We start from the raw sequence: 24,475 nt of genomic DNA, 5'->3' as shown, positions 1-24,475 counted from the left end.
CGGGCACCCGGCGACGCCGCCGAGCTGCCGCGTCGCCGGTCTTCTCCTCCTGGCGGCTCCCCTCCTACTCCCCCGGGCAGAACAGGATGCCGAGCCGAAGCGCCCTGGCTGGGAGCGACACGTGGGGCCGCGGCATGCCGAACGGGTCCGGCCCGCCTGGTCGCGACCAGGCGGGCCGGATCTTGTCACCTTTCAGTTGTCAGCAACGGGTCGGGGAGAGCACGAAGTCCTCCACCGTCGGGGTGCTGCTGACCGTCGTCTGACGGTTCTGGGGCTTCCAGCCGTCCTTGGCGACGATGATCTTCAACGGGTTGTGCTTGCGGTCCAGCCAGTAGGCGTACTTGCCCTGGGCGTCGGTGCTGAACGTCCACGAGGTCGTCTTGGCGCTGACCTGGACGGTCGCGTCCTTGAGCGGCGAGCTGACACCCTGACAGTTCGTCCCGGTGACCGTACCCATCAGCTTGCCCCAGGTCCCCGGAGGCGTCGCCTTCATCGTCACCGGCACCGGCTGCACCGTGTACGGGGTGTTCTCCTTGATCGCGATCGAACCGGTGTAGGTGCCCGGCTGGTCGACGTTCGCCGTCATCCCGACGGTGACCGTGACCTTCTCGCCCGGCGCCAGCGTGGCCGACGTCTTGTCGATCGTCATCCAGCTGACGTCCGCCGGGCCTTCGGCACACTCCTCGAACCCGGGCAGCGCCTCGCTGTCCGGCGTGGCGTTGAAGCTGCCCGAGGAGCCGCCGATCTTGTAGAAGCCGCACGCCGCGCCACCGCGGTAGCGGGCCGTGTTGGCGTTCGGCAGGTTGGACCAGGCGTTGCTGCCCGGGTCGTAGGCGAAGCCGGCGTTGGTGATGGCACCACCCTGCACGCCACCGACGACCAGCAGCTTGCCGTTGGCGACGGCGAACGAGCTGGCCCAGGTGTCGGCCGGCGCGTCGGCGATGGCGGTCCAGGCGTTGGCACCCGCGTCGAAGGCGTAGCCGGCCTTCAGCGCGGCGGACCCGTCGTTACCACCGGTGCAGTAGACGACGCCGTCGATCCCGCCGCAGGAGGCGAACGCCACCGACTTCGGGTAGTTGGGCAACGTCTCCCAGGTGTCGCTGCCCGCGTCGTACCGGACAACCGAGTTGGACATCGGGGTGCAGGACGAGGTGGTGCAACCGCCGATGGCGTACAGCTTGCCGTCGACGACCGCCTGCCCGGCCGCGGCGCGCGGCGCGGGGTTGTTGGCCACCTTCGTCCAGGTGTTGGCCGCCGGGTCGTACGACCAGGTGGTGCCGTCGGGGCCGGACGCCCCCCAGCCGCCGGTCGCGATGATCTTCCCGTCCACGACGCCCACGGTCATGGCGTTACGGGCACCGGGAAGGTCGGCGATCGCCGTCCAGGTCTGCGCGATCGGGTCGTAGACGTAGTTCTTCGCCGAGGACGCCGATCCGTTGCCACCCGCGATCGAGTACACCTTGCCGTCGAGGTTGACCACCCGGTTGTCCATCACGTTGGCCGGGTAGCCCGCGATGTCCGTCCACGGCGCGGCCTGCGGGCCGGTCGCGGCGGTGGTCTCCTTGTTGTCCTTGCCGGACGCCTGTGCGGCGAACGACGTCGGGGCGTTGAGCCGCTGCACCGGCGCGCCGGGGGAGGCGAGCAGCTGCTGCTTGCTCATCGTGGACCCGTCGGCGCGGAGGAGCTGGAAGTCGCCGTCCCGCTCGCTGAACTGGACGTCGACCGGGGCGGCGCCGGTGTTGGTCACCATAAAGGTCTTGTTGACCTTGCCGGCGGGCATCTGGACCGTCCCGCTCACCTCGGTCGGCTGGATGGACAGCCGGCCGGCGCCGAGCTGGAAGGCGGCGGCCGTCGCCCCGTTCTTCTGGACGTTGACGTCCTTGCTCTGGCTGACGTAGCTGCCGGCCTTCGCGGTGAACTTGTGCGATCCGGTCAACGACGAGAACATCCAGAAGAAGCCGTCCGGCAGGTCGGTGTCGTCCGGAGTCGCGGCGGTGGTGGCCTTCTCGGCCGTCCGGTCGTCGCTGGTGACGGTGGCGCCGTTGAGGTAGCTGTCGTCGTTCTTGTCCTGCACGTGGCCGAGCACCAGGCCACCGTCGATCGGCTGGCAGCTGACCTGGCTGCCGATCAGCACGTTGTCGACCAGCCACCACCACTCCCACGAGGCGTCGTAGTAGTGGAACCGGACCCGGACCTGGTTTTGGCCCGCAGCCTGCGGGATCGGAACCTCGGTCACTCGCGGCCCGCGGAAGTTGGCCGCCTGCCGGAGCACGTTGGTCCAGGTCGTGCCGCCGTCGAGGCTGAGGTCGACGTCGGCGCGGTCGGAGCTCAGCCACCGGAAGTCCTGGTTGAACCGGACCACCGGAGCGGCGACGTTGGTCAGGTCGACGATCGGGCTGACCAGCGACGTGTCCTGACGCCCGCTGCTGCCGTACTTGTCGCTGTCGATGGCCGCGAAGTTGCCGCTGCCACCGGTCAGGTTGCCACGGTTGCCCGGATCGTTGAACTGCCAGACCTGGCCGTTGCCGAGGTGGTCCACCACCGACCAGCCGGCCGGCACGGTGGTGCCGTCGAAGGTCTCGTACACCCCGTCGGAGCCGTTACGGTAGCCGGGCGCCGTGGTGCAGGCCTTGGCGTCCACCGGCACGGCCACGTTGTGGGTGACGTTGCTCGAGCCGACCACGACGTCCTTGGTGACCGTCTGGTAGCCCGGGTACTGCGGCTGGACCTTCACGCTGTAGGTCGCCCCGCTCGGGAGCTTGAAGCTGTAGTGACCGTCGGCGGGAGTGGTGTAGTCGGACACCCCCGACGGGCCCTCGACGGTGACCTTCGCGTAGAGCGGCCAGCCGTGTCCGGATCCGTCGGTGACCGACCCGCTGACCGTGACGCTCGGCATCGCCGCCAGCGCGACGTTGGTCGTGGTCGTCGTGTCCTTCGTGATCGTCGCCGGCACCGTCTTGGTCTCGTAGCCGAACGCCGACACGGCGACCTGGTACTCGCCGGCCGGAAGCAGCGACGAGTACTTGCCGTCGCTCCCGGTGGTCAGCTGGCGGGTGGCGGCGCCGGTCAGGGCCACGGCCGCACCCGCGATCGGGGAACCGGTGCCCGCGTCCGTGATCGTGCCGGCCAGGGTGCCGGTGTCGCCGATCGGGGCCGCGTTGAGCAGCGCGAGCGCGTCCAGCCGGCCCTCACCGTAGACGTTGTTGTCGTCCGCGGTGCCACCGCACTGGAGGTCTTCCTTGTCGACCGCCGTGTTGTCCAGCAGCGCACGGGTCGCGTTGACGTCACCGACCAGCGACGGCGCCGCCGACCACAGCAGCGCGACCGCGCCCGCGAGGTGCGGAGCGGCCATGGAGGTGCCGTTGTAGCTGGCGTAGCTGTTGCCCGGAACGCTCGACCGGACGTTCACGCCGGGGGCCGAGATGTTCGGCTTGATCTGGCCGTCCTGCCCGGCACCGCGGGAGGAGAAGCTGGCGATGTTGTTGTTGATGTCGTAGGCACCGGCGGAGTAGTTGTTGGTCCGGCTGCCCGGCGAGCCGCTGGTCTGGCAGCCCGGGCCGTTGTTGCCGTTGGACCAGGCCCCGAAGATGCCCGACGCGGTCCACGCGTCGGTCACGTCCTCCATGAACGGTTCGTTGGAGGGCAGGGTGGTACCCCACGAGTTGTTGATGATGTTCGGCCGCTTGCTCGCGTCCGGGTTCTGACCGTTGAGGTCCCGGGGCTGGAGCATCCACTGGCCGGAGGAGATCAGCGCGGCGTCGCTGGGGCAGCAGCCGTTCGCGGCGATCCACTTGACCTCGGGGGCGACACCGATCTGGTTCGCGCCGTCCAAGCCGGCCATGGTGCCCATGGTATGCGTGCCGTGGCCGTTGTTGTCACAGGGCGCGGCGGCGCAGGTGCCGGCGGCGTTGAACCAGTTGTAGTTGTGGTCGAAGGTGCCGTCGCCGTTGTTGCCGCGGTAGGAGTTCACCAGCGCCGGGTGGTCGAACTGGACGCCGGTGTCGATGTTGGCGATCGTGATGCCCGCGCCCTTGACACCGTACTGGGACCAGACGTCGTCGGCGTTGATGTTGGCGATGCCCCACTCGAGGGCGTTGACGGTCTTCTCGTCGGTGCCCTTGGTGACCTCGGGAACCTTGATCTCCGTCGGCGCGTACAGGCCGTCGACCTCGGCATGGGCGGCGAAGTTCTGGGCCATCGTGGACGTGCCGCCGGTGACCTTGATGGCGTTGGTCGCCCAGAAGGTCTGGTACTTCACGCCCGAGCTCGCGAGCTCAGCCCGGATCTTGGCCTGGCTCTCGGCGGCGGTCTTCTGCAACGCCTCCGCGACTGCGGTGCCCCGCTCGGCCCAGTCCTTGATCTTGCTGGCCTTGCTGAGGTCCGCCTTGTCCTTGAAGTGGATCCAGAAGTCGCCCTCGGTCTTGCCCTGCAGCTGCTTCGCCAGCTCCGGGCGGATCTTGTCGGCCCCGTTCGGTGCCGCCTGGGCACCTGAACCGCTGGTGGCCAGTCCTGTCGCGGCGAGAGCGATCGCCGCCCCGGCGCTCACCAGACATCTGGCGATGCGCCTCCTGTGTGGACGTCTTAGCATTGGTGTTGCCTCCTCCAAAACGACCCGCAGTTGAACGAGCCATGGCGAAGGGTGCAGGGGAACGCTCCCATCCGGGTCACATCGGCATGAGCGAACCCCGTGCCCCTCAGGCGCCGTTGCGGGTCACGCCGGCTGCCCAGAGTGGACACTATGATCTAGAGGAAAGCGCGATCAAGAACGCTACGTGAGCAACTTCTCACTAACGGTTGCCTGGTTGTCGGCAGGATTGACAATTACTGTCAGGGCCATAGCGAAGTTGGGCGGAATTTGCCCATCGTTCGGGGTGGGGTGCGGTGGCCGAGGAAGACAAGGTGTCGGGCGGATCCGAACCGGCCGAGGGCCTGTTTCCTCTGGTGATCGCGGTGACGCCGTCGCCGGCCGACCGGCTCCGGCTCGCCGAACACCTGGCCGGCGTCGCGCCGCTGCTGCTGGTCGCCGACCTCGACGAGTTGCGCCGGCTGATCGCGGCCCCGCAGCGGCTTCCCGGGGCGGCGTCCGCGCCGACGCCTGCCGTCGCGCCCGCCGGTGCCGACGACACGTTGCTGATCGACTCGGCCCGGTCGACCGCCCGTTGGCGGGACCGTGAGATCAGCCTCACCCGGCTCGAGCACGACCTGCTGGCCTGCCTGACCACCGAGCCGGTGCGGGCCTGGAGCTACCCCGAGCTGCACCGGTCGGTCTGGCGCGACGAAGGACGGGAGCGCAAGGCGGACGTGCAGTCCCTGGTGAAGCGGCTGCGGCGCAAGCTCGCCGAACTCGGCACCGGCGTCACCATCGTCGCGGTACGCGGTGTTGGCTTCCGGCTGGCCGGCCACCAGCGGCCCGAGGTCACCGGCACCTGACCCTCGGCGACGCGGCGCCGCCGATGAGTTGGCGCAGCGGGCGAGCCGGACCGTCACCGCCGAAGCGGGAGCCGGCGAGCCAGCCGGTCAGGCCCACCGGCCCTCGAAGAGCGGGGCGACCGGTCGGTCCCGGCGGCTGATCCGCAGATCTCCGAAGATCGTGCTTCGTTCCGCCCGGTCGACCTCCGCGTCCAGATCGACCCGCAACTCCTGCGAGGCGTCGTGGGCGGCGCCGATGAGCACGAGCTCGGTCCCGGGATGATCGAGGAAGCCCGGCGGGTCGAGCGGGGCGAAACGGCGACCGTGGAACTTCTGCTGCAGTGGGGCAGGCAGCTTGACCTTCTGCGAGCGGGCAAGGCCGACGCCCGGCGGGGAGGGTGCCTGCGGGTTCTTCACCGTGACGATGTAGCTCGCCTCCGGCTCGATGCTGAGCTCATGCTGCGCCTCGCCGAGCCGCATCGGCAGTTCCAGCTCGTACGCCAGATGGGTGTGGTCGTCGTGCCGGGCGATCACGTACGCCCCCTCCGCCGCGGGCCGCGCCGGCGGCTGCCGTCGCCGGCCCCGGGTGCTCGTCCGGTACACGCGCGCCTGCAACGCCTCGTGCAGCTGCTCCGGCCGGTCCACGACCTCTTCGACGAACGCCCAGAAGCGGTCGTGCTCGGAGATGTCCGGCAGACGTTTCCGCCCGACCACCAGCAGTCGCAGGTGCCTCCCGTGCCACGGGTGCATCACCACCAGCAGCCGCTGCACCTCTTCCAGCGAATCCACGTGCTCCTCCTCCACCCGCGGGCGGTAGAGGAAGTAGATGTCGCCGTCCTCCAGCAGCTCGGCCATCCGCCGCGCGTACCCGAAATGGCAGATCGCCAACGTCGCCTGCGGCCCGGAGGCGCGTCCGTTGCCGGGCCCGTTTGCCGGGGCGCACCACGGGCAATCGCGCGCGGAAGCACGTCACGGGAGGAGCAGGCGATGAAGATCCACGACCCGTCCAGCCAGGCGATGCAGAAGGACTACGACGTCACCGACATCGAGCGCCTGATGGGCAAGAAGGACTGGAAGAGCTACGACGACGTGATCAACTGGCTGAAGAAGGAAGGTGACGAGGACCGACGGTTCACCCCGGGCGAGGTGCAGCACATGATCGACGACTTCTCCCGGGCCCGGGACAAGAAGATGGACTTCGTCCGCGATCCCGAGAAGCTCCACCAGAACCTCAAGAAGAGCCGGTAGGGGTACCTGGCGGGCCTCGACCCGCCGTCGGCGACCCCCGGGCCGCTGGGCAGAACGGTGCCCGCAGCGGTCCGGGTACGTCGTCCCGGGCGGTCAGAAGGTCGCCTTCGGCGCACCCGGGCCCGCATCGATCTTGGTCGGCCCATCGGCCGACGGCCGTACGTCGAAGTCGAAGATCTCGGTCGGCAGGTAGACGGTGGCGCAGGAGTTCGGGATGTCCACCACCCCGGAGAACCGTCCCTCGATCGGCGCCGCTCCGAGAAGCAGGTAGGCCTGCTCGGGCGCGTAACCGAAGGTGGTCAGGTAGTCGACGGCGTGGAGGCAGGCACGCTGGAACGCCAACTGGGAGTCGAGGTAGCGCTGTTCGCCGTCCAGGGTGACGGAGATGCCGGAGAAGGCCAGCCACTGGCAGTACTGCGGATTGGTGTTCCCCGGCAGGAAGATGACGTTCTCGGAGACGCCGTAGGTGTCCATGCCGCCCTTGATGAGGTCGACGTGCAGGTCGACGAAGCCGCCCATCTCGATGGCGCCGCAGAAGGTGATCTCCCCGTCGCCCTGGGAGAAGTGGAGGTCGCCGACGGACAGGTTGGCGCCGGGCACGTAGACCGGATAGAAGACCCGGGAACCCTTGGTGAGGTTCTTGATGTCCTGGTTTCCGCCATTCTCGCGGGGAGGCGCCGTACGGGCGGCCTCCGCCGCCACCCGGTCGAAGTCGGCGCCGCTGAGCGTTCCGAGGATGGCGTCGCGCGGCTCGGGCGGCAGCGACAGGGGCGGCACGCGGTCGGGGTCTGTGGCCCGCAGCGCCGCTTCCCGTTCGTTCCACTTCGCCAACAGCTTCGCCGACGGGGCGGTGCCCATCAGCCCGGGGTGGATCATTCCGGTGAACGTGACCCGCGGAACATGCCGCGACGTCGCCTTCTGCCCACTGAAGTCCCAGATCGCCTTGTAGGCGTCCGGGAACCGGTCGGTGAGGAAACCCCCGCCGTTGCGCTTGGGGAAGATGCCGGTGTATCCCCAGCCCTGGCCGGCGAGCGGGCCCGAATCCTCCTGCGGGATGGGGCCGACGTCGAGGATGTCGACCACGAGCAGATCGCCGGGCTCGGCACCCTGCACCGCGAAGGGCCCGCTGAGGGCGTGCACCTTCGACAGGGGCGCGTCCCGCACGTCCACCGCCGAATCGTCGTTGTGGATGGCGCCGTCGAACCACTCGCGGCAGTGCACCCGGAACGACTGCCCGGGCCGGACGGTGACCGCGGGCGGGATGTCCGGGTGCCATCTGTTGTGGCCGATCTTCTCCTGGTCGGTGAAGCTCCTGGTCGAGTCGAGCGGGAACAACAGTTCGGGCATAGCCGCCTCCTCTTCACCAGGTGCCGCGTCGCCCGCGCGGACCTGCGGTTCCGGCTCCTGCGGTCACGGCCGCGGCAGGCGAGCCTGGCGGGGGTTGACCGGGCGCCGCCTCGCCTGCTGCCCGCCAGGAATCGCCGACACCACGTCGGGCTGCTCCGCACTCCGCTCCGCCCGGTCGATCGCCGTGGCCAATCGGCGTGGCGTGCGCACGAGCAACGGCGCGGAGAACACTCTCACCCCGTCGGCGCCGCACACGGAACAGGGGACCCGGGCGGTGGCCTCGCCGATCGGGAACGACGCCGCGAACTCGCCGTGCCGGGAACATCGGTACGTGTACGTCGCCACCCCGCCTCCCCTCGGCTGAGACACGCCCCGTAGTCGCGTGCCCGTGCTGCCAAGCATCGGACGCGGGCAGCCCGCCGCGCAGGCCAACGCCGCAACTGGTGAATGCTGGGGCAACAGTCCTGCTCCGTGACGCGGCACGGGCAAGCCGCCGGTGCCGGCCCGTCAGTCCTCGGGGGGCAGCCGAGCGGCGCCGTCGGGCCAGAGGATGGTGGTGGGGATGCCGCGCCGCCGCGCCCACTCGACGGTCCGGTCCGTCGACGCCGCGTGGCAGCCCGGTTCGCCGTCCCAGACCGCCACGAGTCGCTGCACCCGGCGCACCAGCTCCCGGTTGGCGGCCACGTAGGCGGCGGTACCCGAGCGGTCGTACCCAGTGTGGATGACCTCGACCGCCCGGGCGAGCAGCTCGTCGAAGGCGGCCCGGTTCTGCGGGCCGATCACGGCGGTCCGGTAGTCCTCGGCCGGCAGGATCACCTCGTACGTGCCGCCGGTGGCCAGAATCGTCCGCGCGAAGACCTGATCCGCACCGGCCGCCAGGCAGGTGACGCCGTGCACCGGCCGGTCGCTGATCCGGCGCAACTCAGCGCGGAGCGCGTCGGCGACGAGCGCCTCGGTGGCGCGGGTAAGATTGATGTGCCCGGTGATGCCGACGCGCACCGGCACGGGGTCAGTTGACATCCCCCGGTCCTCTCCGCTGCGTGGGCACCGCGGGTGCCAGTCGGATCAGCTCGAACCCGTTGTCGGACAGCACGTCGGGCAGCGCCCGGATCTCCTCGCGGTTCTGCTCCTGGACGTCGGGGGTCAGCTCGTCCCACGGCCGCAGCGCGGGATGCCGCCGCCGCAGGTCGTCGCGGGGTTCCCCGTACGTCCAGCCCTCCCCGCGCCGTTCCCGGCACCACCGTTCGTGCTCGAGGCGGGCGAGTTCCTCGATCCGGTCGTCGATGGCCAGCCCGGCGGCCGAGGCGTCGCCGGTGCTGCCGTGCCGGGGCGCCACGACGCAACCGAGCTTCAACAGCTTGGCGGCGATGTCCTGGACGTGGGCCCGGTTGGCCCGCCGCAGCGACTCGGGCAGTCGCGACCAGTCCACCATCGCCGGCGAGTCGCCGGGGCGTACCCCGGCGCGCTGCTGGGCCTGCAGGTAGCGGTCGTGGATCAGCCGGGCCAGCCGCTCGGTGAGGTCCTCGGCGATCAGCCGGGCGTCGCAGGCGTGGGTCAGCACCGGATAGAGGCGGAGCTTGCCGTGCACCTCGTCGAGCAGGTCGTGGCGGGAGTCGCCGTGGAAGGCCGCGGCGAGCGCCGCCTGCCGGTAGACCGGTACGAAGACGGAACTCTCCGCGCCCCGCCAGAGGGCGGGTGTGTCCAGCACGTACTGCAGGCCGCTGGTCTCGTCCGGCCCGCAGATGTAGATGCGGTCGTAGCGGTCGCGTTCGAGCTGGTCGAGCTCGACGAGGCCGGCGAGGTCCACGTTGTACCCGGCGAGTTGGCAGACGGTGGTCAGGAACGGGTAACGGGACGCGGCGAGGGCGAGTTCGGTGGTGGCGTCCGGGGCCACGAGGTCCACCCGCAGCGGCGCGCCGATGTGGCCGGGAGGGGTGTCTGCGCGCCGGGCTCGCCAGTGCCGAGCGGTCTCCACCAGCAGGGCGCGGCGGAAGGCGCCGGTGCCGGCGATGAGGACCCTGGTCGGTCGGCCGGCCACGCGTGGCAGCGGGTGGTGCCGGTGCAGCGCGCGGGCGGCGACGTCGTCGACATCGAAGTAGTCCAGGCGGAGTCGGCTGGATCCGGCGGCGCCGAGCCGTCGGGCCTGCAGCGACAGGCACATCTCGGAGTCGTGGACCAGCACGTAGACCCGAGGTGGTTGCCGGCGGTCCTGAATGAGCTGGCTGGCGGTGTTGGCGATCGCGTGGTTGCGGTCGTCGTCATCGGTGCAGGCGTAGATGGTGTGGGCCTGGGGCAGGCCGGCGCCGCGTAACACCTCGGCGCTGGTCGGGTCGCCGATGACGCCGAGATACCGGCGCCGGCGGTACTCCAGCGGTCCGAACGGTACGGAGCGCACCACGACCACCCGTTCGCCGTCGGCGAAGAGCCGGTCGGCGAGCATGTGGGCGAACTGGGAGTCGCCGCAGACCAGGACGTGACCGCGGGCTCGTCGGGCGCGGAGGCGGCGGATCTCGGCGGCCAGCAGCAGCCGGCCGGTCTCGGCCACGGCGAGCAGGGTGAACAGCGGGGCGGCGAACCGGGCGACCTGCAGCTGCCACGGGTAGGGGCCGGCGTTCTGGAAGGGTTCGGCGCTGAGGACGAAGAGTTGCAGGTCGTAGTAGAGCACGTCGTACGGGTCGTGGGCGGTGTCCGGCCGTACCTGGAGCAGGCGCTCGAAGCCGATGTAGCCGAGGACGAGGGCGGCCAGGCCGATGACTCCGAACACGATTCGCAGCCACCATCCGGCCGGGCGGGAAAAGCCGGCGACCGGGTCCGTCATCGAGCGGCTCTCGGGACGGTGGGACGGTGGTGGCGCGGGCCGTCGCGGCGGGGACGCCGGTAGGGGCGGCGCGGCCACCGGGTTGCGACCATGCGGCACATCGTATTGGACGGAGTCGATCACGGCCGTGCTCGACGCACCGACCGAGTGCACCGAGCCAGACGAACATCGACCGGGAACGCCTGAGCGACAATCGACAGCGTGCGGTTCGGCATTCTGGGCGCGACCGAGGTGTACGCCGCCGACGGTCGCCGGCTCGCCGTCGGCGGGCCGCGGCTGCGTGCGCTGCTGGTGCTGTTGCTGCTCGACGCCGGCCGGGTGGTGGCGCGGGAGCGCCTGATCGACGGCCTGTACGGCGGCGAACCGCCGGCCGGCGTGGCGAACGCGCTGCAGTCACAGGTGTCCCGGCTGCGCCAGGTGCTGCCGGCCGGTCCGGTCGAGTTCCATCCGGCGGGCTACCGGCTCGCCGTCGACCCGGAGGACGTCGACGCGCACCGGTTCCTTCGTCTGGCCGACACCGGGCGGGCCGCGCTCGGTGCCGGTGATCCGCGCCGGGCCGCCGAGGTGCTACGCGAGGCGCTCGCGCTGTGGCGCGGGGATCCGCTGGCGGATGTGCCGGAGGCGCCGTTCGCCGCGGCGCAGGCGGCGCGGCTGTGGGATCGCCGGCTGGCCGCGACGGAGGACCGGATCGAGGCGGAGCTGCGGCTGGCGGCGCCCGGATCGCCTGCCGTCGGGGCGCTGGTGGCGGAGCTGCGGGAGCTGGTCGCGGCCCACCCGTTGCGGGAGCGGCTGCATGGCCAGCTGATGCGCGCGCTGCACGCCGACGGCCGCCGGGTCGAGGCGCTCACCGCCTTCGCGGACCTGCGCCGCCTGCTCGCCGACGAGCTGGGCACGGACCCGTCCGCCGAACTGGTCGCGCTGCACGCGACCCTGCTGCGCGACGAGGTCGAGCCGCGCGCCGGGGCGGCGCCGTCCCGGCTGCCCCCGCTGCCCGGGCAGTTGAGCAGCTTCGTGGGCCGGGAGGAGGAGTTGCGCCGCCTCGGCAAGTTGCTCGGCGAGGCCCGGCTGGTCACGCTGCACGGCCCGGGCGGCGTCGGGAAGACCCGGTTGGCCGTCGAGGCCGCCGCCCGGCACGGCGGCGAGGTGTGCCTGGTCGAGCTGGCGGCGGTGCCGGCCGGCGGGGAGGTGGCGCCGGCGGTGCTGGCCGCGCTCGACCTGCGTGACGCCGCGCTGCGCGTGCCGGGCGGCCCCCGTGACGTCACCGACCGGCTGGTCGCGGCGCTCGCCGACCGCGGGTTGCTGCTCCTGCTCGACAACTGTGAGCACGTCGTGGCCGACGCGGCCCGGCTCACCGCCCGGCTGCTCCGGGCCGCCCCGCTGGTGCGGGTCCTGGCCACCAGCCGGGAACCGCTCGGCGTGACCGGGGAGGCGCTCTGCCCGGTGGCCGGCCTGCCGATGCCGTCCGGCAGCGTCGCGCCCGAGTTGGCCCGGGAGTACGCCGCGGTACGGCTGTTCGCGGACCGCAGCGCCGACGTGGCGCCGGGGTTCACGGTGGACGAGACCACGACGGCTGCGGTGCTGCGGATCTGCCGTACCCTCGACGGCCTGCCGCTGGCCATCGAGCTGGCCGCCGCCCGGTTGCGGGCGCTGCCGGTGGCGGAGGTGGCGGCCCGGCTGGACGACCGGTTCCGGCTGCTGAACCGGGGCAGCCGGGTCGCGGAGCCGCGGCACCAGACCCTGCGCGCGGTGGTGCGGTGGAGCTGGGACCTGCTGGACGAGCCGGAACGGCGGCTGGCGCGCCGGCTGAGCGTCTTCGCCGGTCACGCCGACCTGGCGGCCGTCGAGGGGGTCTGCGCGCCGGTGGGCGCGGACGTACTCGACGTGCTGACCGGCCTGGTGGAGAAGTCGCTGGTGGACGCCGCAGACGGGCGTTTCCGGATGCTGGAGACGGTGCGCGCGTTCGCCGCCGAGCGGCTCGTTGAGGCGGGCGAGGTCGACGAGCTGCGCCGGGCGCACGCGGCGTACTTCCTCGACCTCGCGCGGGCGGGCGACGTCGGGCTGCGCGGCGCGGCGCAGCTGGAGTGGCTGCGGCGGCTGGACGCCGACCGCGACGACCTGCTCGCCGCGCTGCGCCGGGCGGTGGCGGGCGACGACACCGTCGTCGCGTTGCGGCTGGTCGCCGCCCTGTCGTTCTACTGGTGGCTGCGCGGCCTGCGGGGCGAGGGGGCCGCGCTGGCCGAGCGGCTCGTCGACCGGCTCGGCGGCCCGCCGTCCGGGCTCACCGAGGAGTACGCGCTCTGCCTGCTGCTCGCTGCGGTGGGCGGCGGAGACCGCCCGCCGCACGTCGGCCCGGCCAGCGACCTCCTCTGGAGCCTGGGCCGGCCGCCCGAGTACCCGTTCCTGCTCTACCTGTCCGGGATGACCGCCGGTCCCCCGCAGCGGGAGCGGATGTCGCTGCTCCTGCAGCGGCGGGACGGGCTGATCGGCGCCGACCCGTGGAGCCAGGCGTTGGGGTTGCTCGGGCTGGCGATGGTGCGGCTGCTCCACGGCCGGTACGACGAGGCCCGCGCGGAGCTGGCGGCCGCCCTCGACGGCTTCCGCGCCATCGGCGAACGGTGGGGCATGATCCTGGTCCTCAGCACGCTCGCCGAGGGGGCCTACCGGGTCGGCGACCCGGCGGCGGCCGCCGAACCGATGGCGGAGGCCCTGCGGCTGGCGCACGAGCTCGGCTCCGCGCTCGACATGGCCGAGCTGCTGCGGACCCGGGCGGACGGGCGGCTCGGGGCCGGTGACCTGGACGGGGCGGACGCCGACTACCGGCGGGTGGTGGAGGTGGCCCGGCCGGCGGGGGCGCCGGAGCTGGTCGCCGCGGCCCACTACGGGCTCGGCGAGATCGCCCGCCGGCGGGGTGACCTGGACCGGGCGCGGCGGCTGTGCGAGCAGGCGGTGGCCGAGTGCCCGGCCGGCTGGTTCGGCGCCGAGGTGGTGCGGCTCGCGGCGCTGGTCTCGCTCGGGCAGCTCGCCGACGCGGTCGGGGACGCGCCGACAGCCCGGGCCCACTACCGGCAGGTGCTGGGTGCGACCCTCGGGGTCTGGGACGTGCCGACGGTCGGCGCCGCTGTGGAGGGTCTGGTCGGGCCGGTGCTGCGGCGGGGTGCGGCCGAGCGGGCGGCGCTGCTGCTCGGGGCGGTGTCGGCGCTGCTGCACGGCACCGGTGCCGGCGAAGCGGCGCGGGCCGCGCCGGTGGCGGCGGCCGCCCGGGCCGAGATCGGGGACGCGACGTTCGAGCGGGCCTTCGCCCGGGGTGCCGGGCTGGGCCGGGAGCAGGCGCTCGCGCTGCTGGACGAGCGCTGACGGCGGCGCGGCCGGCCGTCAGCGGACGGTGCGCGGCCGGTCAGCGGGCCCGGCGACGCTGCCGGCATGACCTACGAAACATCGGCCGTCGTCGCCGAGGGGCTGCGCAAGTCGTACGGCGGGACGCCCGCTCTCGGTGGGTTCGACCTGACCGTGCCTACCGGCACCGTGTGCGGGCTGCTCGGCCCGAACGGCGCGGGCAAGACCACCGCGGTGCGGATCCTGGCCACCCTGCTGCGCTTCGACGCCGGCCACGCGCGGGTGGCCGGGCACGACGTGACCCGGCATCCCGACCGGGTCCGCGCGCTGGTCGGGCTGACCGGGCAGTACGCCGCGGTCGACGAGATCCTCAGCGGACGGCAGAACCTGATCCTGTTCGGCCGGCTGCGGCACCTGCCGGCGCGGGTGGCCCGGCGGCGGGCCGACGAGCTGCTCGACCAGTTCGGGCTCGCCGACGTGGCGGACCGCTCGGCCGGGGCGTACTCCGGCGGGATGCGCCGCCGGCTCGACCTCGCCGCCAGCCTGATCACCACGCCGCGGGTGCTGTTCCTGGACGAGCCCACCACCGGACTGGACCCGCGTAGCCGCAACGGCCTGTGGGAGGCGGTCCGGTCGCTGGTCGCCGACGGCACCACGGTGCTGCTGACCACCCAGTACCTGGAGGAGGCGGACCAGCTGGCCGACCGGATCTCGGTGGTGGACTCCGGCCGGGTGGTGGCCGAGGGCACCTCGGCCGAGCTGAAGGCCCGCATCGGCGAGGACCGGATCGAGTTGGTGGTCCGGCACGGCGCGCAGCTGCCGGCCGCCGCCGGCATCGTCGAGCGGGTCACCGGCGGGCCGGTGACCTCGGATGCGGAGATCCGGCAGCTCAGCGCGCCGGTCGTGGACCGGATCGGCGCGCTCGCCGACGTCATGCGGGCGCTGCAGGATCACGACATCGCGGTCGAGGATGTCGTGCTGCGCCGGCCGACGCTGGACGAGGCGTTCCTGCGGCTCACCGGGCAGCGGTCGGCCGGTCCCCGTGAGGAGGTGGCGGTGTGAGCACGGCGGTCGACTCCCGGCGCGGCGCGGCCGCAACCACGGCAGAGGCCCGGACGGCCGGCCTGTTGGGCCGGCTCGGCTGGGCGGTGGCCGACGGTTGGGTGATGGCCGGGCGGAACATGCGGCACGTGGTCCGCTCGCCGGAGGAGATCGTCCTCTATTTCACCCTGCCGATCATGTTCGTGCTCGTCTTCGGTTACGTGTTCGGCAGCGGCATGGCGGTGCCCGGCAACGGCAACTACCGGGAGTTCCTGCTGCCCGGCGTGTTCGTGATGACGATGCTCTACGGCCTCGGCGCCACCGCCTCGGCGGTCGCCGTCGACGCCAGCCGAGGCGTGGTCGACCGGTTCCGTTCCATGCCGATGGCCCGGTCCGCGCTGCTGACCGGGCGGGCTGGCGCGGACCTCGCCCGGGCTGTGCTGGAGCTGGCCACCCTGGTGGTCTGCGGCCTGCTCGTCGGCTGGCGGTGGCGCAACGGACTGGGCGACGCCCTGACGGCGATGAGCCTGGTCCTGCTGCTGCGGCTGGCGCTGACCTGGGTGGGCATCCTGTTCGGCCTGCTCGTGCCCAACCCGGACACGGTCGCGGTGATCGTGTTCCCGCTCGCCTTCCCGCTCACCGCCCTGTCCAACGTCTTCGTCGCCCCGGACCTGCTGCCGCGGTGGCTGGGCGCGGTAGCCGCGTGGAATCCGCTGTCCGCCACCGTGGCGGCCGCGCGGGAGCTGTTCGGCAACCCGGGCATCGGCGGCGAGTCGTGGGCGGCGCAGCATCCGCTGGTGCTGGCGGTCGGCTGGCCGGTGCTGCTCATCGTGCTGGTCGCGCCGCTGGCGGTCCGCCGCTACCAGCGGCTCAGCCGCTGATCCGCCAGGCATCTCCGATGTCGGGGAGGCGGGTGCCCCGCACCCGCCTCCCCGCCTGCCGCTCTCAAGCTGCCGGCCGGCAGGAGGGCAGCGGCGGATCGATGATTTTCTTAGCATCGATTAATCGACAAGCGCCGCCTGTCTGTCCTCCGGGAGGGTCCATGTCCCTACGCAGAGCCATAGCGTCGATCGTCGCGTCCGCGTGCCTCCTGGCCGCGGGACTGTCCGTCGACGTGGCGCCCGCGGTCGCCGTGCCGACCACCACCGCCGTCTTCAACAACCCGCTCGGTACGGCCGCCGAGAAGGCGGCGATCCAGACCCGCCTCGTGGAACTGATCGACGGCGCGCCGGCCGGCTCCCGCATCCGGATGGCGATGTTCTACGCGACCGACGCCACCGTGCCCAACGCCTTGATCGCGGCGAAGAACCGGGGGGTGAACGTCCAGGTCATCTTCAACGACAACGACTCCGCCAAGGCGCCGTACGCCGCCCTCGTGACGGCGCTCGGCACCAACCTCAGCGCGGCGTCGTGGATCCTGTTCTGCCCGGCGGGCCGCGGTTGCATCGGCAACCGGGTGTTGAGCACCGTCGAGTCGATCAACCACAACAAGTTCTTCCTCTTCTCCAGCACCCAGGGCGCCTCGAACGTGGTGGTTCAGTCGACGGCCAACCTGCACACCGGGCGGGACGGGCTCGGCGGGTGGAACGCCGCGCTCGTCCTGGTCGGGAACACCGCCATCTACAACGCCTACAGCGGCTACTTCGACGACCTCCGGGCTCGCGTGGCCAACAACAACTACTACGACACCGGCCGACCGGCGGTGACCTCCGGCAACGCGAAGATCCACTTCTACCCGCGGCAGGAGAGCAACGGACAGCCGTACAACGACCCGAACGAAGACACGATCATGACCGTGCTCGACAACGTCGCGTGCTTCGGCAACTCGGTGGTGGGCACCCAGGACGGCACCCACCGCACCATCATCCGGGTCAACCAGGCCATCTTCAGCCGCACCTACCTCGCCTCGAAGCTGTGGGCGCTGGACAACGCGGGCTGCTACGTCGAGGTGGTGGAGCGGTACGACCCGGGCAGCGGCTCCGAGGTCACCGCGATGAAGAACCTCCTGGCCGCCACGAACAGCGCCTACGGCGGGCCGGTCGTCAAGTACTACTGCGTCGGCGACAGCGTCTGGACGCACAGCAAGTACCTGCAGGTGGAGGGCAACTACTACGGCGGCGCGGATCGGACGATCACCTGGGTCGGCAGTCACAACTTCAGCTACAACTCGCTGCGCCAGTCCGACGAGACGCTGCTGCAACTGGAGGACACCACGGTGTTCAACGCGTTCCGGACCAACTTCCGCACGGTCCGGGACGCCGCCGGGATCAGGTCCGTCGCCAACGGCCGTACGGCGACCTGCCCCTGACAGAGTCGCTGGGGTAACCCTCGTGCTCGGCGTGCCGGTGAGGTGGCGGGTGCCCACACACCCGCCTCCTCCCCTGCCGGCTCGGGCTACCGGCCCTCGACGGCAGGGACGCTCGCGGAGCGAGCTGGAACGTGCCAGTTCACCCCGAGCGCGGGAGGCAGCAGCAGCCGGAAGAGGCGGCCTCGCGGACGTCAGCTGACGCGGTTCAGGGCGCGTCTGTTGTTGCGCGAGCGCCCGTACTCGGGGACGCGGTAGCCGTCGTCGGTGAGCATCCGGCGCGCGGCGTCGAGCCCGGTCAGCGCCGCCCCGTACGCGGCCACCTCCCGCTGGAAGTGCTCGACCTTGGCGTACCAGAACTTCAGCTCCGGGTTCATCCCCTTGGCGTTGCTGTAGTTGACGATGTCGGCCTCGGGGGTGATGCCGCGGCGGGCGTAGCAGCGATCGAAACGCGCCTTCGTCCGCTCGTACCTGTCGGTCATCGCGGTCAGGCCGGCTTCGGCCTCCAGCAGCTTGGTCTGCAGGTACTGCACGTACCCGCGAGGTATCGACGGGACGGTGAGCGCCGTTCGGCGCGGGGACACAGCGGACATGTCGGTCACCCGACCCGACGGACGACACGCCCGTGCCACGCCTGGGAACAGGCCGGCGCGAACGGCCGCCAGTGCTGGGCGCGGCGGCTGTGCAACGCAGCCGGCGCCCGCCGTCGACGAACGGATCCACCCTGGAAAATCATGATCGGCCGCCCTCCTTCGAATGCGGTGATCGGGTCGCCTCGCCTCGCCAGCGGGTAACCACCCGGGGGCCGGGCTTCCAGCCGGCGCGGATCGACTCGTGCGGGGTGAGGCAGCGGCGCCCCATACCCACTGCGGTGCAGTGACGTCCTTCTACCCGCACCGACGGCGGACTATGCGTAGGCCGTGCGACGCGTCCTCGGCCTGGAGCGGGCGCGGCCGGCATGCGAGAGTGTGGGACCGGCGGCGGTCGACGATTGACCGCACCGCCGGTGAGCAGGGAAGGCAGCCCGCCGATGTTCAACACCGCACGCCTGCAGGTCGTCCTGGAGATCGCCCGGCACGGCACGATCGTCGCCGCGGCCGAGCAGCTGGGGCTGAGCCCGTCCGCGGTCTCCCACCAGCTCGCCACCCTGGAGCAGGAGGCCGGGGTGGCGCTGGTGGACCGGGGGCCGCGCAGCCTGCGGCTCACGGTCGCGGGCCAGCGCCTGGCGGACTACGCGCAGCAGATCGCCGATCTGATGTCGGCGGCCCGGGACGAGCTGTCCGCGCACGGCGCAGGCCGCCGGGGACTGCTGCGGATCGGGTTCTTCGCCACCGCCGGCACGGAGCTGCTGCCGCGCGCGCTGTCCAGCTTCACCCGGGACCATCCGCAGGTCGAGCTGGCGCTGATCCTGGGGCAGCCGCACGAGCTGCTGCCCCGCCTCCAGCAGGGCGAGCTGGACCTGGTGGTGGTGTTCGACCATCCGCTGAGTCCGGCGCAGGAGTTGCCGTACGCGAAGGTCGAGCCGCTGATGGTGGACCCGCAGTTGGTGGTGCTCCCGGCCGACCATCCGCTCGCCCGCCGGCGGCGGCTGCAGCTCGGTGACCTTGCCGCCGAGCCGTGGATCACCACCCTCGGCGTGCAGGGCGAGGTGTCGGTGCTGGAGCTGGCGGCGCGGGCCGAGGGCTTCGCGCCGCGGGTCCGGTGCCGCAGCGACCACTACGAGGTGGTGCTGGGCCTGGTGCGGGCCGGTGTCGGGGTGGCGTTGGTGCCGTCGCTCGGTCTGCGCAACCCTGGCGGGGTGGCGGTGCGGCAGCTCGCCCACGCCAGCCTGCACCGGGAGATCGGCGTGGCGTTGCGCCCCGGCAACCCCAATCCGGTGGTCGGGAGGTTCGTCGAGCGGCTGACCGACGCGGCGGTGGAGCTCAGTCAGGAGTTGTCCGGGCGGTGGGGGCCGGCGAGCCGGTCGACCACGGTGCCCCAGCGCCGCAACTCGGCCACGGCGGCCCGCTCGGCCCCGGGTTCGAACGCGGCGATCACGGCGTAGACGACGGTGTGCCGGCCGGAGACGATCCCGACGTCGGCCCGTACCCCGGTGTCGGTGCCGGTCTTGTTCTCCACCCGGACGCCGTCGCTCGACCACTGGTCGTGGCCGACCGAGTCGGCGACCATCGCGCGGTCGGTGTTCCCGGCGAGCCAGCCGCGCAGCAGCCGGCACGCCTGCGGGCTCCGCCACGTCCCCGTCGCTACCTGGGCGAGGAAGGCGCAGAGCTCGCGGGCGGTGCCGGTGGCGAAGGTTTCCGGTACGCCGGGGCCGCGCTCGGCGCGGATGCGGTCGTGCACGGTGGTGTCCCGCAGCCCGGCGCGGCGGGCCGCCTGCTGCACGGCGTCCAGCGTCACCAGCCGCAGCAGGGCGTTGGTGGCGGCGTTGTCGCTGACGGCGGCGACCGCCGTGGCCAGGTCGGCGACCGTCCAGCACGGCGGCGACAGCCGGCCGAGCAGGCCGGTGCCGCCGACGTCCCGGTCGTCGTCGCGCAGCTGCACCGGCTGGTCCGCGGCGAGCGTGCCGTCGGCGAGCCGCTGGGCCACCTCGCCGAGGAGCAGGACCTTGCCGACGCTGGCCAGCGGCAGAACGAGGTCGGGTTCCACCGAGAGGCAGTGGCCGTCCTCCAGCCGCCGCACCATCGCCCCGACCCGCATGCCTCGACCGCCGCGAGCCGCGCTCACGGCCGTCCCGCCCCGGTCGGCGCCCGATCCGGTACGGCGAGCACCCGCCCGGGCCGGGCGTCGGTGACCGCGCCGTCGTCCACGACGACCTGGCCGCCGACCACCACGCACCGCACACCGCGCGGCGGTGCCAGCGGGTCGTCGTAGGTGGCGCCGTCGGCGACCCGCTGCGGGTCGAGGACCACCAGGTCGGCGAGGTACCCGTCGGCGAGCAGCCCTCGTTCCGGTAGGCCGAAGCGGCGGGCGGGCATCGACGTCATCTTGTGCACCGCCGCCGCCAGGTCCAGCAGTCCCACGTCGCGCACGTAGTGGCCCAGCACTCGGGCGAAGCTACCCGCCCACCGCGGGTGGGGGCGGCCGCCCTTGGGTACGCCGTCCGAGCAGAGCATGGTCAGCGGGCTGGCCAGCACCCGGCGTACGTCGTCCTCGTGCATGGAGTGGCTGAGGATGGTGACGTCGCCGCGTTCGGCGGCGAGCAGGTTGCAGGCGTAGTCGACCGGGTCGACGCCGTGCGCGGCGGCCAGGTCGGCGATGGTGTGCCCCTGGGTGTCCGGGTTGTTCGGGGCGGACGCGACGCGGATCAGGTCCCAGCCGCCGTTGCCGACGGTGTTCTCCCAGCCGGGCACCCCGGCGACCAGGTCGTGGCGGATCCGGTCGCGGACCGCCGGCTCGGCGGTGGCGGCGAGCATGGCCGGTACCCCGTCGGCGATCAGCCACGGCGGCAGCATCGCGTGCAGGGCCGTGCTGCCCGCCGTGTACGGGTAGACGTCGCAGGTGACGTCGAGCCCGTCGGCGCGCGCCTGCTCGAGCCGGGCGAGGGTGCGGATGGTGCTGCCCCAGGCCCGCCGCCCCGCCGTCTTGTGGTGGGAGACCTGTAGCGCCGACCCGGCCGCGGTGGCGATCTCGATCGCCTCCTCCAGGGCCGACTCGACCTGGGACATCTCGTCGCGCAGGTGTGTCACGTAGGGCTTGCCGTGCGCGGCCGCCACCCGGGCCAGCGCGATGACCTCGTCGGTGCTGGCGTTCACGCCCGGTGCGTAGATCAGGCCGGTGGACAGGCCGGCGGCGCCCGCGGCGAGCGCCTCGTCGAGGAGCTGGCACATCCGCCGGATCTCCGCTGGCGTGGCCCGCCGCTGGGCGAAGCCGACCACCGCGGCGCGCAGCGTGCCGTGCCCGACGAGGGCGGCGAGGTGGTTGCGCCGGGCCACGCCCTGCGCGTCGGCGAACTCGGCGAACGACGCGTACGCCGACGCGGGCGGGCCGAAGGTCGCGGCGATCAGCTCCCGCACCGGCCCGTCGCGGTCGGGCGGGATCGGGAAGGGGCTGATCCCGCAGTTGCCGCAGATCTCCGTGGTGACGCCCTGGAGCAGCGGCGCCCGGCGCAACGCCTCGCGCTGGGCGTCGTCGCCGGCGAGCAGGTCGGAGTGGGTATGCACGTCGATGAAGCCCGGCGTGACGACCAGCCCGGTCGCGTCGACCACCTCGACGTCGGGGGTGCGGCTGCCGGACGGCAGCAGGACCAACCGCCCGTCCCGCACCCCCACGTCGGCCGGACGGGCCGGGGAGCCGGTGCCGTCGATGATCTCCCCGTCGGTGATCAGCAAGTCGAGGCGCGCCATCACAGCACCTTCGACAGGAAGGCGCGGGTACGGTCGTGCTGCGGCGCGGCGAGGATCTCGCGGGGTGGCCCCTGTTCGACGATCACGCCCTCGTCCATGAAGACGAGGTGGTCGCCGACCTCGCGGGCGAAGCCCATCTCGTGGGTCACCACGATCATGGTCATGCCGCTGGCGGCGAGGTCCTTCATCACGTCCAGCACCTCGCCGACCAGTTCCGGGTCGAGCGCCGAGGTCGGCTCGTCGAAGAGCATCAGCTTCGGCGACATGGCCAGGGACCGGGCGATGGCCACCCGCTGCTGTTGGCCGCCGGAGAGCTGGGCCGGGTAGTGGTGGGCGCGGTCGGCCAGCCCGACCCGGTCGAGCAGGTCGGCGGCCCGCTGTCGCGCGTCGCCCGTCGGGACGCCTTTCACCGCGATCAGGCCCTCCATCACGTTCTCCAGGGCGGTGCGGTGCGGGAAGAGGTGGAAGCGCTGGAAGACCATGCCGATCGACTCGCGCTGCCGGCGCAGGCGCGCGTCCGGCAGCGGCCGCAGCCGGCCGCCGCGCTCGGAGTAGCCGATCAGTTCGCCGTCGACGTAGACCCGGCCCGCCTGCGGTTCCTCCAGGTGGTTGAGGCAGCGCAGCAGCGTGGACTTGCCGGAGCCGGACGGGCCGACCACGCAGACGACCCGGCCGCGTTCGATGGTCAGGTCGATGCCGCGCAGCACCTCGAGGCGGCCGAAGCTCTTGCGCAGGGACCGGCACTGCACCATCGGCGGGGTCATCGCGCGCTCCCGGTGAGCCGCAGGTTGCGGGCGATCCGCCCCCGCAGGGTGCCGGGTGTGGTGGCGCCGAAGCCGCGGCTGAACCGGCGTTCCAGGAAGTACTGGCCGATGCTGGCGACGGTGGTCAGCACCAGGTACCAGATGGACGCGACGATCAGCAGGGCGATCACCTCGAAGTTGGTCAGGTAGAGCCGCTGGGCGACGGTGAGCAGGTCGGCGCCGGCGATGACCGAGACGAGCGAGGTCGTCTTCAGCATGGAGATGAACTGGTTGCCGGTCGGCGGGACGATGATCCGCATCGCCTGGGGCAGCACCACCCGCTTCATGATCTTCATACGGGACATGCCCAACGCCGCCGCGGCCTCCTGCTGGCCGGGGTCGACGGCGCGCAGGCCGGCCCGGACGATCTCGCTCATGTAGGCGCCCTCGTTGATGCTGAGCCCGAGCAGCGCGGCGACAAAGCCGGTGACCAGGGTGTTGGTCTCCCAGGTCACCAGCTTCGGACCGCCGAACGGCACGCCCAGGCCGACCTCCGGGAAGATCAGCGCGATGTTGAACCAGAAGATCAGCTGCACCAGCAGCGGCGTGCCGCGGAAGAACCAGACGTAGGCCATGGCGCCCGCGCGCAGGATGCGGCTGTCGGAGACCTGCATCAGCGCCACGATGACGCCGAGCGTCACGCCGATCGCCATGGAGGCGACGGTGAGCTGGATGGTGACCCAGAGTCCGTCCAGGATGACCCGGTCGAGCTGGTACTTGACGACGATGTCCCAGTGCAGGTTCGGGTTGATCGCGATGGTCCAGGCCAGCCAGGCCAGGATCAGGGCGGTCGCCCCGGCGGCCAGCCAGCGCCCCGGTCGCAGCGGGTGGCTGATCCGGTTCGCCTCGGGCGTCTCCGGGCCGGCGGGCCCGGCCTCGCCCGGGCCCGCGACGGTCTCCTCCACGGGTGTGCTCACTTCTGGTCGTTGACCGTGGCGGTCTTTACGGCGCTGCCCTGTACGCCCCACTTCTCCATGATCTTGGAGTAGTCGCCGGAGTCGATCAGCTCCTGCAGCGCCTTGCGCACGGCGTCGCGCAGTTGGCTGTCCTTCTTGTCGATCGCGATGCCCCACGGGCCGGCCTCGTACTGGGCCTCCAGCACGTCGTACTTGCCGCTCTGCTGGGCCAGCATCTTGGCCACCGGGTAGTCGACGATGGTGGCCACCGCGCGCCCGGCGTCGATCTGCAGCAGGCCGGTCGGGGCGTCCTCGCTCTGCGAGATGGTCATCTTCTTGGCGCACGAGGCGTTCTGCTTCTCGCCGATGGCGAGGTTGGAGCTGCCCTTGGCGAGCACCACGGCCCGGCCGCACAGGTCCGCCAGGTCCTTCACGCCGGCAGGGTTGCCCTTGGCCACCATGATCGAGCCGCCGGCCTGGAAGTAGTCCACGAAGTCGACGGCCTTGCGGCGTTCCTCGGTGTCGCTCATCGAGGACATCGCCAGGTCCCAGCGGTCGGCCTGCAGGCCGGGGATCAGGCCGGGGAAGCTGGCGTTGGTCATCTCCAGCTTGAGGCCGAGCCGCTCGGCGATCGCCGCCGCCAGATCCGGGTCGACGCCGGTGAGCTCCTGGGTTCCGTCCTTGTACATCTCCATCGGCGGGTAGCCCTCGGCGGTGGCGACCCGCAGGACGCCCTTGTCCTTGACGGCGGCCGGGACCAGGTCGGCGGCCTTGGCGTCGGCGGCGACCGAAGCGGCGCCGGCGCCCTGTGGGGTCTGCCCGCTGGTTGAGCGTCCGCAGCCGGTGACGGCGAGCGAGAGTGTGGCGAGACCGACGACGATGCGAAGCGCACGCTTGCTGACCACCGGAAACCTCCTGGCTGAGACGACTGG

The 24,475-nt window shown here is 72.1% G+C and carries 19 protein-coding genes; 7 read left to right on the top strand and 12 right to left on the bottom strand.

Going from position 1 to position 24,475, the window contains the following annotated elements; genetic code table 11:
* Positions 1-199: 199 nt before the first annotated feature.
* Positions 200-4,546: a S8 family serine peptidase gene (locus FXF52_RS14670; protein WP_255471961.1), complete on the bottom strand. Its 4,347-nt coding sequence runs from the start codon at positions 4,544-4,546 to the stop codon at positions 200-202.
* A gap of 335 nt (positions 4,547-4,881) precedes the next feature.
* Here FXF52_RS14670 and FXF52_RS14665 point away from each other — a divergent pair, with 335 nt between their 5' ends.
* Positions 4,882-5,430: a winged helix-turn-helix domain-containing protein gene (locus FXF52_RS14665; RefSeq protein WP_148797437.1), complete on the top strand. Its 549-nt coding sequence runs from the start codon at positions 4,882-4,884 to the stop codon at positions 5,428-5,430.
* A gap of 87 nt (positions 5,431-5,517) precedes the next feature.
* Here FXF52_RS14665 and FXF52_RS14660 read toward each other — a convergent pair whose 3' ends face one another.
* Entirely contained in the window at positions 5,518-6,264 is a 747-nt protein-coding gene (locus FXF52_RS14660) for a hypothetical protein (protein ID WP_148797436.1), read from the bottom strand.
* A 132-nt stretch (positions 6,265-6,396) separates the two neighbouring features.
* On the opposite strand from FXF52_RS14660, the gene FXF52_RS14655 reads away from it, so the two are divergent.
* Positions 6,397-6,657: a hypothetical protein gene (locus tag FXF52_RS14655; RefSeq protein ID WP_148797435.1), complete on the top strand. Its 261-nt coding sequence runs from the start codon at positions 6,397-6,399 to the stop codon at positions 6,655-6,657.
* A 93-nt stretch (positions 6,658-6,750) separates the two neighbouring features.
* On the opposite strand, the gene fmdA is transcribed toward FXF52_RS14655, so the two are convergent.
* The 4 genes from fmdA to FXF52_RS14635 form a co-directional block, all read right to left on the bottom strand.
* Positions 6,751-8,004 carry a formamidase gene (fmdA, locus tag FXF52_RS14650; RefSeq protein WP_148797434.1) on the bottom strand — a complete coding sequence of 418 codons (1,254 nt, stop codon included), beginning with the start codon at positions 8,002-8,004 and terminating at the stop codon, positions 6,751-6,753.
* Positions 8,005-8,067: 63 nt separating this feature from the next.
* A complete protein-coding gene (locus FXF52_RS14645; RefSeq protein WP_148797433.1) occupies positions 8,068-8,349 on the bottom strand; it encodes a zinc ribbon domain-containing protein in 282 nt (93 codons plus the stop codon).
* Positions 8,350-8,511: 162 nt separating this feature from the next.
* Positions 8,512-9,024 (bottom strand): hypothetical protein, encoded by a 513-nt coding sequence (locus tag FXF52_RS14640; protein ID WP_148797432.1) that lies wholly within the window; start codon positions 9,022-9,024, stop codon positions 8,512-8,514.
* Complete coding sequence (locus FXF52_RS14635) at positions 9,014-10,822, bottom strand: RyR domain-containing protein (RefSeq protein ID WP_148797431.1); 1,809 nt, start codon at positions 10,820-10,822, stop codon at positions 9,014-9,016. Before FXF52_RS14635 ends, FXF52_RS14640 begins: the two co-directional genes overlap by 11 nt.
* Positions 10,823-11,023: 201 nt before the next feature.
* Between FXF52_RS14635 and FXF52_RS14630 the strand changes: the two genes are divergently transcribed.
* The 4 genes from FXF52_RS14630 to FXF52_RS14615 all read left to right on the top strand — a co-directional run bounded on the left by FXF52_RS14630 (position 11,024) and on the right by FXF52_RS14615 (position 17,504).
* Positions 11,024-14,176 carry a BTAD domain-containing putative transcriptional regulator gene (locus FXF52_RS14630; RefSeq protein ID WP_148797430.1) on the top strand — a complete coding sequence of 1,051 codons (3,153 nt, stop codon included), beginning with the start codon at positions 11,024-11,026 and terminating at the stop codon, positions 14,174-14,176.
* 66 nt (positions 14,177-14,242) lie between these two features.
* A complete protein-coding gene (locus FXF52_RS14625; RefSeq protein ID WP_148797429.1) occupies positions 14,243-15,217 on the top strand; it encodes an ATP-binding cassette domain-containing protein in 975 nt (324 codons plus the stop codon).
* A gap of 104 nt (positions 15,218-15,321) precedes the next feature.
* Positions 15,322-16,077, top strand: a complete 756-nt coding sequence (locus FXF52_RS14620; RefSeq protein ID WP_148797486.1) for an ABC transporter permease — start codon at positions 15,322-15,324, stop codon at positions 16,075-16,077.
* Between the two features lie 161 nt (positions 16,078-16,238).
* Entirely contained in the window at positions 16,239-17,504 is a 1,266-nt protein-coding gene (locus FXF52_RS14615; RefSeq protein WP_187413504.1) for a phospholipase D-like domain-containing protein, read from the top strand.
* 191 nt (positions 17,505-17,695) lie between these two features.
* Here the strand turns inward: FXF52_RS14615 and FXF52_RS14610 are convergent, their stop codons facing one another.
* Positions 17,696-18,094, bottom strand: a complete 399-nt coding sequence (locus FXF52_RS14610) for a hypothetical protein (RefSeq protein ID WP_148797427.1) — start codon at positions 18,092-18,094, stop codon at positions 17,696-17,698.
* A gap of 413 nt (positions 18,095-18,507) precedes the next feature.
* Here FXF52_RS14610 and FXF52_RS14605 point away from each other — a divergent pair, with 413 nt between their 5' ends.
* Entirely contained in the window at positions 18,508-19,545 is a 1,038-nt protein-coding gene (locus FXF52_RS14605) for a LysR family transcriptional regulator (protein ID WP_222870518.1), read from the top strand.
* Here FXF52_RS14605 and FXF52_RS14600 read toward each other — a convergent pair.
* Genes FXF52_RS14600 through FXF52_RS14580 form a run of 5 tightly spaced genes read right to left on the bottom strand, consistent with a single transcriptional unit; the run spans position 19,428 to position 24,448 of the window.
* Positions 19,428-20,198, bottom strand: coding sequence for a serine hydrolase (locus FXF52_RS14600; protein WP_148797426.1), 771 nt, complete (start codon positions 20,196-20,198; stop codon positions 19,428-19,430). The genes FXF52_RS14605 and FXF52_RS14600 overlap by 118 nt on opposite strands.
* A gap of 23 nt (positions 20,199-20,221) precedes the next feature.
* Positions 20,222-21,844 (bottom strand): amidohydrolase family protein, encoded by a 1,623-nt coding sequence (locus FXF52_RS14595; RefSeq protein WP_148797425.1) that lies wholly within the window; start codon positions 21,842-21,844, stop codon positions 20,222-20,224.
* Positions 21,844-22,608 (bottom strand): amino acid ABC transporter ATP-binding protein, encoded by a 765-nt coding sequence (locus FXF52_RS14590; RefSeq protein WP_305069347.1) that lies wholly within the window; start codon positions 22,606-22,608, stop codon positions 21,844-21,846. Before FXF52_RS14590 ends, FXF52_RS14595 begins: the two co-directional genes overlap by 1 nt.
* Entirely contained in the window at positions 22,605-23,564 is a 960-nt protein-coding gene (locus FXF52_RS14585) for an amino acid ABC transporter permease (protein ID WP_222870517.1), read from the bottom strand. Before FXF52_RS14585 ends, FXF52_RS14590 begins: the two co-directional genes overlap by 4 nt.
* Positions 23,561-24,448, bottom strand: a complete 888-nt coding sequence (locus FXF52_RS14580) for an ABC transporter substrate-binding protein (protein ID WP_187413503.1) — start codon at positions 24,446-24,448, stop codon at positions 23,561-23,563. The genes FXF52_RS14585 and FXF52_RS14580 overlap by 4 nt, the downstream gene beginning before the upstream one ends.
* Positions 24,449-24,475: the final 27 nt, after the last annotated feature.

Source organism: Micromonospora sp. MP36, from assembly GCF_008119785.1.
In the GTDB taxonomy this organism is placed as follows: domain Bacteria; phylum Actinomycetota; class Actinomycetes; order Mycobacteriales; family Micromonosporaceae; genus Micromonospora.
Note: the sequence above shows the minus strand (reverse complement) of the source record. Positions and strands in the feature narration are given on the sequence as shown.

Bases quoted from the DNA above. Each gene is read 5' to 3' on its own strand.
- FXF52_RS14660 (WP_148797436.1), bottom strand. From the start codon at position 6,264: ATGGCCGAGCTGCTGGAGGACGGCGACATCTACTTCCTCTACCGCCCG.
- FXF52_RS14655 (WP_148797435.1), top strand. From the start codon at position 6,397: ATGAAGATCCACGACCCGTCCAGCCAGGCGATGCAGAAGGACTACGAC.
- fmdA (WP_148797434.1), bottom strand. From the start codon at position 8,004: ATGCCCGAACTGTTGTTCCCGCTCGACTCGACCAGGAGCTTCACCGAC.
- FXF52_RS14640 (WP_148797432.1), bottom strand. From the start codon at position 9,024: ATGTCAACTGACCCCGTGCCGGTGCGCGTCGGCATCACCGGGCACATC.
- FXF52_RS14635 (WP_148797431.1), bottom strand. From the start codon at position 10,822: ATGACGGACCCGGTCGCCGGCTTTTCCCGCCCGGCCGGATGGTGGCTG.
- FXF52_RS14625 (WP_148797429.1), top strand. From the start codon at position 14,243: ATGACCTACGAAACATCGGCCGTCGTCGCCGAGGGGCTGCGCAAGTCG.
- FXF52_RS14620 (WP_148797486.1), top strand. From the start codon at position 15,322: ATGGCCGGGCGGAACATGCGGCACGTGGTCCGCTCGCCGGAGGAGATC.
- FXF52_RS14615 (WP_187413504.1), top strand. From the start codon at position 16,239: ATGTCCCTACGCAGAGCCATAGCGTCGATCGTCGCGTCCGCGTGCCTC.
- FXF52_RS14610 (WP_148797427.1), bottom strand. From the start codon at position 18,094: ATGTCCGCTGTGTCCCCGCGCCGAACGGCGCTCACCGTCCCGTCGATA.
- FXF52_RS14600 (WP_148797426.1), bottom strand. From the start codon at position 20,198: ATGCGGGTCGGGGCGATGGTGCGGCGGCTGGAGGACGGCCACTGCCTC.
- FXF52_RS14595 (WP_148797425.1), bottom strand. From the start codon at position 21,844: ATGGCGCGCCTCGACTTGCTGATCACCGACGGGGAGATCATCGACGGC.
- FXF52_RS14590 (WP_305069347.1), bottom strand. From the start codon at position 22,608: ATGACCCCGCCGATGGTGCAGTGCCGGTCCCTGCGCAAGAGCTTCGGC.